The organism is Corynebacterium sp. 51B, assembly GCF_008930785.1.
Classification (GTDB): domain Bacteria; phylum Actinomycetota; class Actinomycetes; order Mycobacteriales; family Mycobacteriaceae; genus Corynebacterium; species Corynebacterium megadyptis.
This window is the reverse complement of record NZ_PQMK01000002.1, coordinates 258,385-271,969: the sequence shown is the minus strand read 5'-3', so window position 1 is coordinate 271,969 and position 13,585 is coordinate 258,385. Positions and strand designations below refer to the sequence as shown.

Below are 13,585 nucleotides of genomic sequence, written 5' to 3'. Positions count from 1 at the left end.
CTTTAACGTCGTGGTGGATGCGGTGGGGATGGTCGGGGCTGGCTTAGGGGCTGTGCCGGTCCGCGGGTCTGCTGGAAAAGGTACTCCAGCCATCGGCAAAGCGGGCGGTCTCGCCATCGACGGTGACGGGATAGGGGGCGCGGCCGCGTACGACTTCGCCGATGACGCGGAATCCGCTCGGGGCTTCGCCGGCGGTGGTGGCGATGATGGCGTGGTCTTCTCCCCCGCCGAGTACCCATTCCCAAGGGTCGCGGTCGAGGAGTTCGGCGGCGCGGCGCATGGCGGCGCTCGGCGCGATGGCGGTACCGAAGAGGTTGATGCCGACGCCCGAGTGATAGGCGATGGCGTGGCAGTCGGTGTAGAGGCTATCGGAGGTATCGGTCATCGCGGTGGCCCCAGTGGCGCGGGCGATCACCCCGCGTTTGGGTTGCAGTTCTGGGGTGCAGTGCGAGCGCACGAGGTGGCGGAACTCCTCCGGGATACCGGCAGGGCCGAGCTCGGAGAGCAGGGCGAGCCCGGCGGCGGATTCCCCGAGGGCTCCCGAGGCTACAACTTTTTGCCCGACGCGCGCCTTGGACAGCGTGGTGGCGGGCAGATTGCCGCCGAGCTGCCCGGTGGCGGTGATGGAGATAATGAGCTCCTCGGATTCCACGAGATCGCCGCCCACGAGTTCGGCGTTGTGCTTGGCGGCTTCCTCGGCGATGCCGTGGGCGAGTTCTTCTACGAAGCTCACCGGGGTGGCGGCGGGGGCGCCGAGTGCCAGCAGCGCGGCGACGGGACGCGCCCCCATGGCTTCGATATCGGCGAAGTTCGCCACGATCGCTTTGCGACCAATGTCGTGGGCACTGGACCAGTCGAGCCGAAAATGCCGGTTGCCCACCAGCATGTCGGTGGTGACCACGGTGCGGGTATTGGGCACGGGGTGGCCGAGCACTGCGGCGTCATCGCCATTGCGGGCCGAGGGCGCGGCGCGCAGGATCGCCGCGATCGCGCCTTTTTCTCCTAGGTCGGCGAGTGTTGGCCCGCCGTAGCGGGTGGGAAAGGTCACGGGCATCGTGTTATGCCACCGTCCTCGTTGTGTGGGTGTTCATCCGTGGCGCCACCTGCACATGCCCGGCGGGCGTGCGGGCGCCGCATTTGATGCTATCCGATGCTCAGCCGCGACGGGCTGCGGGTAGAGTTTGTGGCTATGAGCAGCTCCCGTACTGAGACTCCCGCCTCTGATATTCCTCGGCGTCCCATCATTATCGCGCTGGTGCTTTCGATTCTTCTCACCATTGCGGTGCTCGTCGGCACTAAATGGCTTTTCGGCGATGGCCGCGATCCCGTAGCGCTGTCTGAATTGCCCTCTGAGCAGGCCGATTCCGCGGAGTGCTCGGCGCTTATCGACGCTCTCCCGGAGTCGCTCAACGGCCTGAAAAAGGCGCGCCTAGTGGAACCGGTACCGGCCGGGGCCTTCGCGTGGTCGGGCACCGATAATCAGCGCATCACCTTGCGCTGCGGTGTGCAACCCCCTGCCCAGTACACCACCTTGGCCCGCACCGAGGATATTGATGGCCGCGAGTGGTTGCGGGTCAAAGACGCCACCACCGGCTCGACCATGCAAACCTGGTATCTCGTGGGTGCTACCCCCACGGTGGCAGTGACCGCCGATGCTCAGTCCCTGGGAGATGCCCCCAACCCGGTGGCGGATCTTGACGATGCCTTAGCGCCGATTCAGGGCGAGCGCTTGTCCCCTGCTGCCGCCCCCTTGGCGCAGCTGGACTCCCCCGATGCCGATAATCCGCGCTGCGCGGCCTATGAGCAGGCGCTGCCGAGCGTGCTGGAGACCTCCTCGGGCACCTACCGTCTGGTTAAGGGCTCGGAGCTGATCGCCGCCGGCTATCCGCAGGATCCGCAGAACACCGTGGCGTGGATGCCGGACGACGATGGCCTGGAGCCGATTGTCACCCGCTGCGGCCTGGCAGAGCCGGCGGGCTATGAGCCCGGTGAGCAGCTGCAGCAGATCAATGACATTCCGTGGTTCAATGACACCCAGTTGGCCAATGGAACGACCCAAGGCGTGTGGTACGCCCTGGGCCGTGATGTAGCTATTGCGGTGGCCATGCCCCAAGCTGTGGGCCAGACCGTGTTTGTGGATATCGGCGACGTCATCACCGACACCACCGCCACGGTCGCCCGCTAGGCCGGCACCTGTTTTAGGAATCGATACGGACGTTGAGGCTGGGCTGGATATCGGATTCCGGTACCAGCCCGTACTCCTCTAGCCCCTTGCGCACGAGCTCGGCGCCGTCGATATTGAGCGGGCCGGAGGTCCACAGCGCATAGGGCAGGTTAATGAAGCGCTCCTGCTGCACCGCCTCGAGATCCTTGGTGGCGGGGTTCTTCTTCAGCTGCTCCACCTTTTGCTCGAAGCTCTGGCCGGGATAGTCGACGAAGACAAACACATCGGGCTGGGCGTCGGCGAGGGTTTCCCAGCCCACCTCCACCCAGGTGTCATCGAGATCGTCTGTTGCGTAGTCTGCACCGGCAGCGGCCACCATTTCTGCGGGGGCACCCTTCGCGCCGGAGGTAAACACCGCATCGGTGCCGGAGTCGTAGAGGAAGACCACCGGCTTGTTCTCCGCCTGCGGGGCGTTATTCAGCGCCTCGATACGCGCATCCATATCGGCGATCACGTCTTCGGCTTTATCCTCATGGCCGGTGATCGCGCCGACGTTGTGCAGATCGCTGCGCACCGCATCCCACGGGTTTTCCACGCCGCGGGCCGTCGAGCCCTCTTGGCGGCAGGCCTCGGTGAGAATATAGGTGGAGATATCGTGCGTGGCTAGGGAGTCGGGGGTGATGTTTTTATCCTCCCCCAGCCCATAGCCCCAGCCGCCGTAGAACACCTGCGGGGAGGCGGCCACGATCTGTTCCAAGGAGGGATACTCCTCGCTGATCTCCTTTAAGTTATTGACCTTCTCGCCATACTTTTCGACGAGCACGTCGCGGTCCCGGTTCAGGCTAGAGACCGCCACCAGCTCATCTTGGGCATCGAGGGCCAGGTTGAGCGCAATGAGGTTGCCGTCATTGGCCAGGCCGGCGGCCTTTTTCGGAAAGCTCACCTCCTCGCCGCAGTTGGTGACGGTGACCATCTCGCCGGAGTGGTCGGTGGCATCGTTAGGTGCTGCGGGGTTCTCGGCGCTGCCGCCGCCGGAGCAGGCGCTCAGAAGGACTGTGGCGCTACTCAGGGCGGCGACAAGCGCGAGGCGATAAGGCTGTGACATGTGTTTGTACGCATCCTATGGGTTGGAGGAATCAGGACGGGTGTGTACCCCATCGATAACGAGGTGAGGGTGGCGCAGCCCCTGCCGCACAATCACCGAATCCACGCCAAAGACTGTGCGCACCCGCGCCGCGTCGAGCACCTCAGTGGGGCTACCGCAGGCAAGAACCTCGCCGTTGTGCAACACCAGGCAGATATCGAAATGCGTGAGCGCTAGGTCTAGGTTGTGGATCGTGGAGACGATTGTTGCGTGCGAGGCGCGCATGAGCTCCAAGACGCTGAGCTGGTGCTCCACGTCGAGGTGATTGGTGGGTTCATCGAGCAGGATCAAACCGGTGTCTTGGGCGAGGGCGCGAGCGATAAACACGCGCTTGCGCTGCCCTCCCGAAAGCTGGTTGCAGGTGCGTTCGGCCAGATCGGTCACGCCCACCCGCTGCATCGCCTTCTCGGTGGCCTCGCGGTCTGCAGCCGACGGCGGCCGCCACACCGATTGGTGCGGCAGACGCCCCAGCGCCACCGTTTGGCGCACGGTCAGTCCCTCCGGCACGGTTTCTTCCTGGCCGACATAGGCCAGCATCTGACCCCTGTGTTTCGCGCTCAGCGACGCCAGCGGCGTGTCATCGATGCGCACCTGGCCGCGGGAAGGGAGAAAACCCGCGATGCTGCGCAGCAATGTCGTTTTGCCAGCACCATTAGGGCCAACAATGGCGACCATGGCGCCAGGCTCCACGCTGAGGGTGACGTTGCTGAGAATAGGGGTGGCGTCGATAAGACAATCCAGCTGCTCGAGATGGAGACTACGCATCAGAGTTCTAGGCCTCCTTAGCGAAGCTATACGAGCTCGACCTGCCCATGATGAACAGGAACAAAGGCGCGCCAATAATGCCGGTGACTACTCCGAGGGGAATTTCCTGCGCGCCTGCGACAACGCGCGAAGCCATATCCACCCAGAGCAAAAACAGCCCGCCACCGAGCATGGCGATGGGCACCAACCTGCGATGCGTTGGACCCACCAGCATGCGTGCCAAGTGCGGCACCACGAGACCGACAAAACCGATCCCGCCGGATACCGCGACGAGCACGCCCACGAGCACCGCTTGGAGAAGGAACAGAGATGCTCGGAGCTTATCGACGTCCACTCCTACGCTTGCGGCCACATCCTCCCCCGATGCCAAGGCATCGAGACGAGGACCGAGGACGAAGAGAATGACAGCGGCCAGAAGCGTCGCCACCACCGGGATGCCTAGTTTGATCCACTGCGCCCCTGCGACAGAGCCCAGCATCCAAAACATCACCGATTGCGCGGCGCGCGGATCGGGACCGATGAACACGAGAAAACTGGCGAGGGCTGAAAAGGCGCTCGCGAGCACGACACCGGTGAGAATCAGCCGCAAGGGGGTGATACCGCCCTGCGCATAGGTGATCCCATATACCGCCATTGTGGCCACGAGCGCACCAATCAGCGCCCCGCCAGAAAGTGCCCACACCCCTAATGAGGAGAAAATGCCTAGAGTAATAACGGCTGTCGCGCCGACGCTAGCGCCGGAGGACACGCCCAACAGATAGGGATCAGCCAGAGGGTTACGCACCAGAGTCTGCATGGCCACACCGGCCAGCGCGAGCCCAGCGCCGACGATGAGAGCAAGCAGGCCTCGCGGCGTCCGCAGCTGCCACACAATGGTCTCCACCGACTGCTCCGGCACCGTGGCCGAAGACAGGCCCAGCTTCGACTGCATCACAGCAGCTACATCACCGAGCGGGATGGTGACCGATCCCACCGCCACCGAAGCGACGGCTGAGACCGCAATGAGCAGCATCAGCACGGCCACGAGGGCCGTGTAGCTGCGTCGAAAAATCGACACGCCAGCAACAATCCTTCACTGCTAGGCGACCTGAGGAACACGAGAAACTCGCTTCCCCACGCGAGGCCGAAAACCTAGCCATCAAGTGGTTCACACACTTTCTTTCAGCTGCCTTTAACGTTGGCCGAGGGCAGGCATTCGGACTTGTCCACATATCCTCGCCGTAAGAGCGAAGCGCGGCTTACCGTTGCGCGTCAGTTCTGGAGTTGCACCAGATTCCCCTGCGGGCTCGACCCAGCAGCGACTTGTATCTTACACCGCGGATGAGTGGCTGCTAATAAGCGTCGATAAGCGCCGCAGCTAGCGGCGAGAAATCGCCTGCTGAATCACAATATCCAGCAGCTCAGCGTAGGGCACGCCAGAGGCTTCGAAAACCTTGGGATACATCGAGATCGGCGTAAAACCGGGCATGGTGTTGATCTCGTTGAGCACCGGGCCGGAGTCGGTGACGAAGAAATCGACGCGCGCCAAGCCCGTGCAGTTCAGGGCGTGGAAGGTTTCCACAGCCAGCGACTGGATCAGCTCCGTAGTCTCCTCCCCGAGCGGTGCTGGGATCGCGGCAGAGACCACATTGTCGAGGTATTTGGTGTCGAAGTCGTAGAAGCCCTCATCGCCGTCCTCGGTGCCGATGAGCTGCGCCGGCACCGAAGCCACCACCTCGCCCGAGGGGTACTGCAGCACGCCGCACTCCACCTCGGCGCCGCGGATCTCGGCCTCCACGATCACCTTTTCGTCATAGTCCACCGCCGCCTGATAGGCCGCGGGGAACTCCTCCCAGGACTCCACCTTGGAGATACCGATCGAGGAACCGCCGCGAGCCGGCTTGACGAACACCGGCAGCCCCAGCAGCTCCTTTTCTGCTTCGCTGAGCTCGCCGCGCTGCCGCAGCACCACCTCGCGCCCCACGGGCAGTCCCGAGGCGCTCATGAGTTTTTTCGTGTATTCCTTATCCATCCCGGCCGCCGAGGCCAGCACCCCAGCGCCCACATAGGGCACCCCAGAGAGCTCAAAGAGACCCTGGATGGTGCCATCTTCACCGAACTTGCCGTGCAGTACCGGCACGATCACATCCACGCGATCATAGAGCTGCCCGGCGCGCTCGCCGCTGCTATAGCGGAACTCGCCGCGCCGGTTGGGATCCACCGAGAGCTGAACCTCCTCGGTGTGTTCCACCACGGGTAACTCGCGACCGGCGGCGCGGAGCTTTTTGGGATCGGATTGCCCCACCACCCAGGTGCCTTCGAGGGTGATGCCCACCGGCACGACGCGATAGGTTTCGGCATCGAGGTGGCTCATCACCGCCGAGGCCGAGATACAGGAAATCGAGTGCTCGGAGCTGCGGCCGCCATAGACGACGGCAACAGAGGTACGGGTGTCAGTGGCATCGCTGGCAAAAGAGGTAGGAGCAGTCATCTCGGTCTTTCATATCTCGGCTGTAGTGACGGGCTGTGTTGCGGGGCTGTGGGTACGGGCTGTGTTGCGGGGCTGTCCGCCTGCTGCGGCGCAGGCACGCGGCATTGCACCGCACCTCGGCGAGCGGGGTGGGTGCCGAACCGCTGCGATTGTACTACTCGGACTTCTTCGACCGCCCCATCAGCGCACCCACCATGGTGTCCACATCCATTCCCTCGTGGCACACCATGTAGACGGCGTGAGTGATGGGCATGTCCACCCCATGCCGCTCGGCGAGGCGGAACACCGACTCCGAGGAGGTCACGCCCTCGGCGACCTGCCCCGAGGTGGCGTGGGTGGCCTGCTCAAGCGAATCGCCTCGGCCGAGACGGGCGCCGAAGCTGCGGTTGCGAGACAACGGCGAGCTACAGGTGGCGACCAGATCGCCCAATCCTGCCAGCCCGGCAAAGGTGCGACTATCGGCCCCAACCGCCACGCCCAGTCGGGCGATCTCGGCGAGGCCGCGCGTGATCAAGCTCGCGGTGGTGTTCTCCCCTAGCCCTTTGCCATTGGCCATGCCGCAGGCCAAGGCAATGACGTTCTTGCACGCCCCGCCAAGCTCGGTGCCGATCACATCGGTATTGGTATAGGGCCGGAAGTAAGGCGCCGAGCAGGCCGCCTGGGCGTATTTGGCGTTGTCCTCGTTGGTGCAGGCGATCACGGTGGCGGCGGGCTGTTCCATGGCCACCTCGCGGGCCAGGTTGGGTCCTGAGAGCACGGCGATGCGCTCCGGCTCGATGCGTCCGGCCTCGGCGATTACCTCGCTCATCCGCATCAAGCTGCCGTGTTCCACACCCTTGGCGAGGCTGATGACGATCGCCTCCCGCGGGATGAGCTCGACCCACTGCTCCACATTGGCGCGCAGTGTTTGGGAGGGAACGCCCAGCACCACGATATCGGCGCCGGCGAGGGCGCGGGCGGCCTCGGCTGTGGCGGTCACGGCCTGGGGCACGCTAAGCCCGGGCAGGTAGTCGAGGTTCTCGCGCATGATCTGTATGGATTTCGCCACCGATTCCCGGCGCGCCCAGAGGCGCACGGTGGCTCCGGCATCGGCGAATACCTTGGCTAGGGTGGTGCCCCAGCTTCCTGCGCCCATCACTGTCACGTTGACCATGAACCCTGTTGTGTCCTTCCCGAGGTATCTGCTCGTTGCGGTAGTAGCTGCACTGTGTCGAAGCGGCGCGCAGAATGGCGTCGTCGCAGACAGTGCTGCATCTGTGTGCGAGTCTACCGAGCATTGCCGTGCGTTCGTGGACAGTACACTGTGGCGGTATGTCTACTCCTGTGTTGCGCGCCGAGTTTGCCGAGAACTTCCCCGATCTCTGCCTTGAGTGGCAGGCAGCTGATTATCCCGATGCCTCGCTGCTGCAGCTCAATGAGCCTCTCGCGGCGGAGCTGGGGTTGGATGCGCAGTGGCTGCGCACGGATACGGGGCTGGATTTTCTGTGCGGCCGGGCTAGCGGCTGCTATACCCAGCCGGTGGCCCAGGGCTATGCGGGCCACCAGTTTGGCCAGTTCAATCCGCAGTTGGGCGATGGCCGCGCCCTGCTGCTCGGCGAGCTCGACACGCCTGGTGGGTTGGTGGATCTTCATCTCAAGGGCTCGGGACCCACCCCGTTTTCTCGGGGCGCGGATGGTTATGGGGCGCGCGGGCCGATGCTGCGGGAGTATCTGATCTCCGAGGCGATGCACGCTCTCGGCATCCCGACCACGCGGGTGCTCGCGGTGATTGATACCGGCCGCAGCGTGCTGCGTAGTGGCCCTGAGCGCGGGGCGATGATTGTGCGGGCGGCCAGTTCCCATATCCGCGTGGGCACCTTCCAGATGGCGACGGTACTCGGCGCCGAGGATGTCTCCGCCCAGCTGGTCGAGTATTGCCTCCAGCGGCACTATCCCGAGCATGCCGGCGGCGGGGCGCTGGCCTTGCTCGAGCAGGTGATGAACACCCAGATGCACACCGTGGCGCAGTGGATGGGCGTGGGTTTTATCCACGGGGTGATGAACACCGATAACACCACGATCAGCGGCGAGACGATCGACTACGGCCCCTGTGCTTTCCTCGACGCCCACGCCACGGATGCGTGTTTCTCCAGCATCGACACCACCGGCCGCTACCGCTACGGCCAGCAGCCGGCGATCCTCGGCTGGAACATGGCCCGCTTCGGCGAGGTGCTGCTGCCGCTTATCGACGCCGACCCGCAGGCCGCCATCGCCCAAGCCCAAGAAGTCCTAAGCAGCCAAGGCAGCCGCTTCGAGGCCATCGCCACCGAGATGTGGGCCGCCAAGCTCGGCATCAGTGGCCGGCCGCAGGCGCCGCAGGTGGTCGCTCTCGCCCTGGATTATCTGCGCCGCGAGCAGCCGGATCACACCACGTTTTTCGCCACCCTCGATGAGGACTACGCAGCAGAGCAGACGGATCCTCTGTGGCAGGCGTGGCGGGACGCTCAGCCGGATCCGCAGCGGCGTAATCCGGTAGTCATTCCCCGCAACCACGAGGTGGAACGCGCCCTCAGCGCGGCCGCTCAGGATGATTGGCAGCCGTGGGATGCACTCCTGCACGCGCTGCGCCACCCCTTCGATGCAGACGCCGTTTACCCGGAGTTGCTCGGACCGGCAGCTGCGGAATGGACGGAGAACTTCACCACCTTCTGCGGTACCTAAGACCGCCGTCCTACAATTGCAGCTATGGCTTCTCACGCGCAGGAAACTGATAAAGACCGCAAGAACAACGTGCTTGTCACGGGTCGGCTGCAAAAAATTCCGTCTAATCCCTGCAAGGACATCACCCGCCCGACCCTTGCTGCGGGCGCGGTGCTGTGGCGCGGCGATCGTTCCCGCCCCGAGGAGATCGAGGTGGCGGTGATTCACCGCCCGCGCTATGACGACTGGTCTTTGGCGAAGGGCAAGCTGGATCCGGGCGAATCCCTGCCGGTGACTGCCGCCCGTGAGATCGAGGAAGAAACCGGCTACGAGGTACGCCTGGACAAGCTCATCGGCAAGGTCAGCTATCCGGTACACAAGCGCACCAAGGTGGTCTATTACTGGCTGGCCGAGGTCATCGGCGGCGAGTTCAGCGCCAACGATGAGGTGGACACGCTGCGCTGGCTGTCAATTGACGACGCCGCCTCGCTGCTGTCCTACCAGCTGGATGTAGATGTCTTGCGCAAGGCCGAGAAACGGCTGCGCCTTGCCCCGGATACTCGCGTCATTCTGCTGCGCCACGCCAAGGCCTATCAGCGGAAGAATTGGCAGGGCGATGACTCTATCCGGCCTTTGGATAAGAAAGGGCGTCGACAAGCGGAAATGCTGGTGCCTTTGCTCAGCGCTTTCCGCCCAGAGCAGCTGTATTCCGCCGAGCCTGATCGCTGCCAGGACACTATTGCCCCGCTGGCCGATGAGCTGGGCATGGATGTCACCGTCAATGAGCTCTTCGGCGACAATGCCTGGCTTTCGCAGATGACAAACTGCCACAGCGCTATCTCGGAGCTGTCCCGCAGCGGCACGATTTCTGTGGTGTGTTCCCAGGGGATCTGGATTCCCGATGTAGTGGCGTGGGCCGCGGCCCGTGGTCAGCTGCCGATCGATGAGATTAAGGCGAAGAAGGGCTCGATGTGGATGCTGGACTTCCGCGACGGGCAATTGGTGGGCGCGGACTATCTCGCCAGCGCCCTGCCGGTGAAATAACCGGTTTATCGCCCGCATACACGACAAGGCCCCGCCGAGGTGGTATCCACCTGGCGGGTTCGTGTGCTGCGCGGGGTGCGGGGCCGCAGCGGGGCGGCGGGCTTAGAAGACCCGCGGCATGAAGGGCTTGCGCTGGGCCTCGAAACGCTCGATGGCTTCCTCATCGCGCAGGGTGAGGCTGATATCGTCGAGCCCCTCGATCAGCCGCCAGCGGGTGTAATCATCCACCTCGAAAGGCAGGATGTGCTCGCCGGCGGTGACGGTGCGGTCGACGAGATTGACCGTCAGCTTCAGGCCCGGGGTTTGCTCCATCAGCTTCCACAACAGCTCGATATCGCTGTGCTCCATCTGGGCGGCCAGCAGCCCGGCCTTACCGGCGTTGCCGCGGAAAATATCGGCGAAACGCGGGGAAAATACCACCCGGAAGCCATAGTCCATTAGCGCCCACACGGCGTGCTCACGGGAGGAGCCGGTGCCGAAGTCCTCGCCGGCGACCAGTACCGAGCCTGCTGCGTAGTCCTCTTGGTTGAGCACGAACTCGGGGTCGCGTCGCCACGCGGCGAACAGCCCGTCCTCGAAGCCGGTGCGGCTGACCCGCTTGAGGTAGACGGCGGGGATGATCTGGTCGGTGTCCACGTTCGACCGCTTCAGCGGCACGCCGACACCAGTGTGAGTGTGAAACTTCTCCATTGTTGTTCTCTTCTCCTAATGCGACGGTGCTTAGAGGTCAGCGGGCGATGCCAGGGTGCCGGCCACCGCGGAGGCGGCGGCCACCGCGGGTGAGACCAAGTGGGTGCGGCCGCCCTTGCCTTGGCGTCCTTCGAAGTTGCGGTTCGAGGTGGAGGCGCAGCGCTGGCCGGGCGAGAGCTGGTCGGGGTTCATGCCCAAACACATCGAGCAACCGGGCTGGCGCCACTCGGCGCCGGCGGCGGTGATGATCTTGTCCAGGCCCTCGGCCTCGGCCTGTTCCCGCACCCGCTGGGAGCCGGGCACCGTGAGCATGCGAACATTCTCGGCCACGCGGCGGCCCTTGAGCACCTCAGCGACCGCCCGCAGATCCTCGATGCGACCATTGGTGCAGGAGCCGACGAAGACGGTATCGATTGTCACCTCACGCAGCGGCTGGCCGGGAATCAAGCCCATATAGTCGATGGCCTTCTCCGCGGCCGAGCGCTCGTTTTCGTCGCTGATCTCCTCCGGGTTGGGCACGCACTCTGCAAGCGGCAAACCCTGGCCCGGGTTGGTGCCCCAGGTGACGAAGGGAGTGAGGGCATCGCCGTCGATGGTGACGACCTTGTCATAGCTGGCGCCCTCATCGGTGCGCAGGCTGGACCAGTATTCGACGGCCTGATCCCACAGCTCGCCCTCGGGCGCGTACTGCCGGCCCTTGATGTAGTCGAAGGTGGTCTGGTCGGGGGCGATCATGCCGGCGCGGGCGCCCGCCTCAATCGACATATTGCAGATGGTCATGCGTTCTTCCATCGACAGCTTCTCGATGGCCTCGCCGCAATATTCAATAATGTGGCCCTGGCCGCCGCCGGTGCCGATCTGCGCAATGATCGCAAGAATCAGGTCCTTGGCGGTCACGCCCTCGCCGAGAGTGCCGGTGACATTAACGGCCATGGTCTTAAAAGGCTTCAGCGGCAGCGTCTGGGTGGCCATCACATGCTCTACCTCAGAAGTGCCGATACCGAAGGCGATCGCACCGAAGGCGCCGTGGGTGGAGGTGTGCGAATCGCCGCACACCACCGTCATACCGGGCTGGGTGAGACCGAGCTGCGGCCCCACCACGTGCACGATGCCCTGTTCTTGATCCGCCATGGGGTGCAGCCGCACACCGAACTCCTCGGCGTTGGTGCGTAGTGTCTCCACCTGGGTGCGCGAGATTTCGTCCTTGATCTCCAGGATGGAACCGGTAGTGATGCCCTCGGTAGGGACGTTGTGGTCCTCGGTGGCTAGGGTGAGATCGGGGCGGCGCAAGGAGCGTCCCGCCAGCCGCAAACCATCGAACGCCTGCGGGGAAGTGACCTCGTGAAGAAGCTGTAGATCGATGTAGATGAGATCGGGTTTTCCTTCTTCACCGTGGGTCACGATGTGGTCGTGCCACACCTTTTCCGCCAGCGTTTTGGGGCTGGTCATATGATCACCGTTACCTTTCACTATGGTGCCTGCCGCAGCAGAACTGTCGTGTCTGCGTGTGCCGCGGCGCGACTGAACGCACGGACGAGGGTTGTCCTCGACATGTTCTGGCTGCGCATCTCATGCTCAACGTGGGGCTGGCACGCTGGGTTTGGGCGGTGTGTCAGGACACCCCGCTCAGCTCGAACCAGAAACTAGCCTCTCACGATATGGGATGATAATATCGTGTCATGGGAAAGTTTAACTCACTTGATGGGCAACAGTCCAGCGGAATCAAAGTACTGGACCGCACAGTACTTATCCTGAACACCGTCGCGAATTCACCCCAATCCCTCAGCGAGCTGTGCGAACGCACCCAGCTTCCCCGCGCCACGGCACACCGGCTTGCCACGGCCCTCGAAATGCACGATCTTCTGAGCCGCACCTCCGATGGCAAATGGTCCATCGGGTCCGCATTGCGCGCGCTCGGCGCCTCGAGCTCCGACAAGCTTATCGACGCCGCCGCGCCCATCATGGCCAACCTGATGGAGACTACGCAGGAGTCCGTGCAACTATATCGCCTCAACGGAACGATGCGTACCTGCGTGGCCGCCCAGGAGCCCTCCTCGGGACTGCAAAACACCGTGCCCGTGGGCTTTCGCATGCCACTGACCGCAGGCTCGGCCGCGCGCGTCTTCGTGGCCTATGCCCCACCACATCTGCGCGACACCATTCTGCGCGATGCCCACTTCACCACCACCGACCTCGAGCAGGTGCGCGCCCAAGGCTACGCAGACTCAGTCTCCGAGCGCGAGGTCGGACTTGCCAGCGTCTCCGCGCCCATCTTCGACGGCAATGGTGAACTCCTCGCCGTCTTATCGGTCTCCGGCCCCGCCGAGCGGCTTGGCCCTAACCCTGGTCAGCGGCACGGGCAGGCCCTACTCGAGGCCTCCCGCCAGCTCAGCGGCACCGCCTAAACGCCGGCGAGTGGCACAGCCGACATAAGAAAACACCTCCTCCCTTCTATCTTTCAGAAAAGACAGGTCAGAGAGGAGGTGTGCACTTTGTACCCCGTACGGGATTTGAACCCGTGTTACCGGCGTGAGAGGCCGGCGTCCTAGGCCGCTAGACGAACGGGGCCTTGGATCGCTTCGAACTGCTCGTTCGTTGCTTGCATAAAGTTACACGACGGGTACTAAGA

12 protein-coding genes, 1 tRNA gene and 1 riboswitch are annotated in these 13,585 nt (G+C 63.8%); of the genes, 4 read left to right on the top strand and 9 right to left on the bottom strand.

Translation table 11 applies throughout. The features are described from left to right. Positions 1–43: 43 nt before the first annotated feature. A complete protein-coding gene (locus GBB14_RS04165; protein WP_151530286.1) occupies positions 44–1,054 on the bottom strand; it encodes a thiamine-phosphate kinase in 1,011 nt (336 codons plus the stop codon). A gap of 135 nt (positions 1,055–1,189) precedes the next feature. Here GBB14_RS04165 and GBB14_RS04160 point away from each other — a divergent pair, with 135 nt between their 5' ends. Continuing rightward, positions 1,190–2,185: a DUF3515 domain-containing protein gene (locus tag GBB14_RS04160; protein WP_151530287.1), complete on the top strand. Its 996-nt coding sequence runs from the start codon at positions 1,190–1,192 to the stop codon at positions 2,183–2,185. 13 nt (positions 2,186–2,198) lie between these two features. On the opposite strand, the gene GBB14_RS04155 is transcribed toward GBB14_RS04160, so the two are convergent. The 5 genes from GBB14_RS04155 to GBB14_RS04135 all read right to left on the bottom strand — a co-directional run bounded on the left by GBB14_RS04155 (position 2,199) and on the right by GBB14_RS04135 (position 7,696). Then, positions 2,199–3,269: an ABC transporter substrate-binding protein gene (locus GBB14_RS04155; RefSeq protein WP_151530288.1), complete on the bottom strand. Its 1,071-nt coding sequence runs from the start codon at positions 3,267–3,269 to the stop codon at positions 2,199–2,201. 15 nt (positions 3,270–3,284) lie between these two features. Further along, complete coding sequence (locus tag GBB14_RS04150) at positions 3,285–4,073, bottom strand: ABC transporter ATP-binding protein (protein ID WP_151530289.1); 789 nt, start codon at positions 4,071–4,073, stop codon at positions 3,285–3,287. A 7-nt stretch (positions 4,074–4,080) separates the two neighbouring features. Next, positions 4,081–5,085: an iron ABC transporter permease gene (locus GBB14_RS04145; protein ID WP_151530312.1), complete on the bottom strand. Its 1,005-nt coding sequence runs from the start codon at positions 5,083–5,085 to the stop codon at positions 4,081–4,083. A 156-nt stretch (positions 5,086–5,241) separates the two neighbouring features. Next, positions 5,242–5,383: riboswitch (cobalamin riboswitch) on the bottom strand. 47 nt (positions 5,384–5,430) lie between these two features. Beyond that, positions 5,431–6,543, bottom strand: coding sequence for a D-alanine--D-alanine ligase family protein (locus GBB14_RS04140; protein WP_151530290.1), 1,113 nt, complete (start codon positions 6,541–6,543; stop codon positions 5,431–5,433). A gap of 154 nt (positions 6,544–6,697) precedes the next feature. Further along, positions 6,698–7,696 carry an NAD(P)H-dependent glycerol-3-phosphate dehydrogenase gene (locus tag GBB14_RS04135; protein WP_151530291.1) on the bottom strand — a complete coding sequence of 333 codons (999 nt, stop codon included), beginning with the start codon at positions 7,694–7,696 and terminating at the stop codon, positions 6,698–6,700. Positions 7,697–7,854: 158 nt separating this feature from the next. On the opposite strand from GBB14_RS04135, the gene GBB14_RS04130 reads away from it, so the two are divergent. Together GBB14_RS04130 and GBB14_RS04125 are read left to right on the top strand one after the other, a co-directional pair. Then, entirely contained in the window at positions 7,855–9,243 is a 1,389-nt protein-coding gene (locus tag GBB14_RS04130) for a YdiU family protein (protein ID WP_151530292.1), read from the top strand. A gap of 24 nt (positions 9,244–9,267) precedes the next feature. Further along, entirely contained in the window at positions 9,268–10,266 is a 999-nt protein-coding gene (locus tag GBB14_RS04125) for a bifunctional NUDIX hydrolase/histidine phosphatase family protein (RefSeq protein ID WP_151530293.1), read from the top strand. 102 nt (positions 10,267–10,368) lie between these two features. Here the strand turns inward: GBB14_RS04125 and leuD are convergent, their stop codons facing one another. Continuing rightward, positions 10,369–10,956 (bottom strand): 3-isopropylmalate dehydratase small subunit, encoded by a 588-nt coding sequence (gene leuD, locus GBB14_RS04120; protein ID WP_151530294.1) that lies wholly within the window; start codon positions 10,954–10,956, stop codon positions 10,369–10,371. A gap of 30 nt (positions 10,957–10,986) precedes the next feature. Next, entirely contained in the window at positions 10,987–12,405 is a 1,419-nt protein-coding gene (gene leuC / locus GBB14_RS04115) for a 3-isopropylmalate dehydratase large subunit (RefSeq protein WP_151530295.1), read from the bottom strand. 230 nt (positions 12,406–12,635) lie between these two features. Here leuC and GBB14_RS04110 point away from each other — a divergent pair, with 230 nt between their 5' ends. After that, positions 12,636–13,361, top strand: coding sequence for an IclR family transcriptional regulator (locus GBB14_RS04110; RefSeq protein ID WP_151530296.1), 726 nt, complete (start codon positions 12,636–12,638; stop codon positions 13,359–13,361). Between the two features lie 90 nt (positions 13,362–13,451). Here GBB14_RS04110 and GBB14_RS04105 read toward each other — a convergent pair. Next, positions 13,452–13,524 (bottom strand) — tRNA-Glu (locus GBB14_RS04105). Between the last annotated feature and the right edge of the window lie 61 nt (positions 13,525–13,585).

Coding starts and splice junctions, on each gene's coding strand:
- GBB14_RS04165 (WP_151530286.1), bottom strand. CDS start 1,054: ATGCCCGTGACCTTTCCCACCCGCTACGGCGGGCCAACACTCGCCGAC.
- leuD (WP_151530294.1), bottom strand. CDS start 10,956: ATGGAGAAGTTTCACACTCACACTGGTGTCGGCGTGCCGCTGAAGCGG.
- GBB14_RS04160 (WP_151530287.1), top strand. CDS start 1,190: ATGAGCAGCTCCCGTACTGAGACTCCCGCCTCTGATATTCCTCGGCGT.
- GBB14_RS04125 (WP_151530293.1), top strand. CDS start 9,268: ATGGCTTCTCACGCGCAGGAAACTGATAAAGACCGCAAGAACAACGTG.
- GBB14_RS04130 (WP_151530292.1), top strand. CDS start 7,855: ATGTCTACTCCTGTGTTGCGCGCCGAGTTTGCCGAGAACTTCCCCGAT.
- GBB14_RS04155 (WP_151530288.1), bottom strand. CDS start 3,269: ATGTCACAGCCTTATCGCCTCGCGCTTGTCGCCGCCCTGAGTAGCGCC.
- GBB14_RS04135 (WP_151530291.1), bottom strand. CDS start 7,696: ATGGTCAACGTGACAGTGATGGGCGCAGGAAGCTGGGGCACCACCCTA.
- GBB14_RS04145 (WP_151530312.1), bottom strand. CDS start 5,085: ATGCTGCTCATTGCGGTCTCAGCCGTCGCTTCGGTGGCGGTGGGATCG.
- leuC (WP_151530295.1), bottom strand. CDS start 12,405: ATGACCAGCCCCAAAACGCTGGCGGAAAAGGTGTGGCACGACCACATC.
- GBB14_RS04150 (WP_151530289.1), bottom strand. CDS start 4,073: ATGCGTAGTCTCCATCTCGAGCAGCTGGATTGTCTTATCGACGCCACC.
- GBB14_RS04140 (WP_151530290.1), bottom strand. CDS start 6,543: ATGACTGCTCCTACCTCTTTTGCCAGCGATGCCACTGACACCCGTACC.
- GBB14_RS04110 (WP_151530296.1), top strand. CDS start 12,636: ATGGGAAAGTTTAACTCACTTGATGGGCAACAGTCCAGCGGAATCAAA.